At 77.2% G+C, this 957-nt stretch carries 1 protein-coding gene; it reads left to right on the top strand.

The genetic code is table 11. The features are described 5' to 3' along the window. A partial coding sequence (locus IEX61_RS12235) for a MutS-related protein (protein ID WP_444542192.1) occupies nt 1-957 on the top strand: 957 nt, incomplete at both ends.

Here is a 957-nt window from a genome sequence, read left to right as displayed (position 1 = left end):
GGCCGCGCTGCGCGCCCGGCGGCGTGACGCCGAGCGGCGCCGCCTGGCCCTGCGGCAGGCGGCCGCCCGGCAAGTGGCGTGCGACCTGGGCCTTTCCCTTTCCGGCGAGCGCGTTTACGTACCGGTAACCGAGGCGGCGATCCTACTTGCGGCCGAGCGCCATCCGCTGCTCGAGCGGGAGGGGCAGACGCCCTTTGAGGTAGCCTTTGTCCTGCGCCGGACGGCCGAGGAGGAGGCACTGGACGCGGAGCGGGAGGCGTTGGACGCGGCCATCGCGGACCGGGAACGGGCGGCGCTGGCGGCCCTCAGCGAGCGGCTGCGGGCGTCTCTGGCGGAGCTGGAGCGGCTCGACGCCGATGTGGGGGCGTGGGACTGGCGGTGGGCGCGCGCGGCATGGGGAAAGCGCCAGGGCGCCGCGCTGCCGACGCCGGCCGACGCCCCCGGCATCCTGGAACTAGACGACGCCGTGCACCCGGCCGTCGCCGCCGCCTTGGCCGCGCGCGGGACGGCGATGACGCCGCTCACCGTGCGCCTGGCGCCCGGGCTGGCCGTGGTGGCCGGCCCGAACATGGGCGGCAAGACGGTGGGCCTACGCACGATCGGCCTGTGCCAGGCCCTGGCCCAGCTGGCCAGTCCGGTCCCGGCGCGGCGCATGGTGGCTGGGCTTGTCCACCGCGTGGTCCTCGTCACCGGCGACGGCCAGGACGTGGGCGAGGGGCTCAGCTCCTTCGCCGGCCAAGTGGCCGAGGTGGCGGCGCAGCTGAAGGCGCCGGGACGGGCGCTCCTGTTGCTCGACGAGATCGGGCGGGGCACCAATCCGGCCGAGGGGGAGGCCCTGGCCGTGGCCCTGGCCGAGCACCTGGCCGGCCAGGGCCACACCGCGGTGCTCGTCACCCACTACGCCGCCGCGGCCGCCGCGCCCGGCGCGCGGCGCTACCGCGTCGGGGGACTGCGCCG

The organism is Calditerricola satsumensis, assembly GCF_014646935.1.
GTDB classification, from domain to species: domain Bacteria; phylum Bacillota; class Bacilli; order Calditerricolales; family Calditerricolaceae; genus Calditerricola; species Calditerricola satsumensis.
The sequence above is the reverse complement of the archived record's forward strand: the minus strand, read 5'-3'. Positions and strand labels throughout refer to the sequence as shown.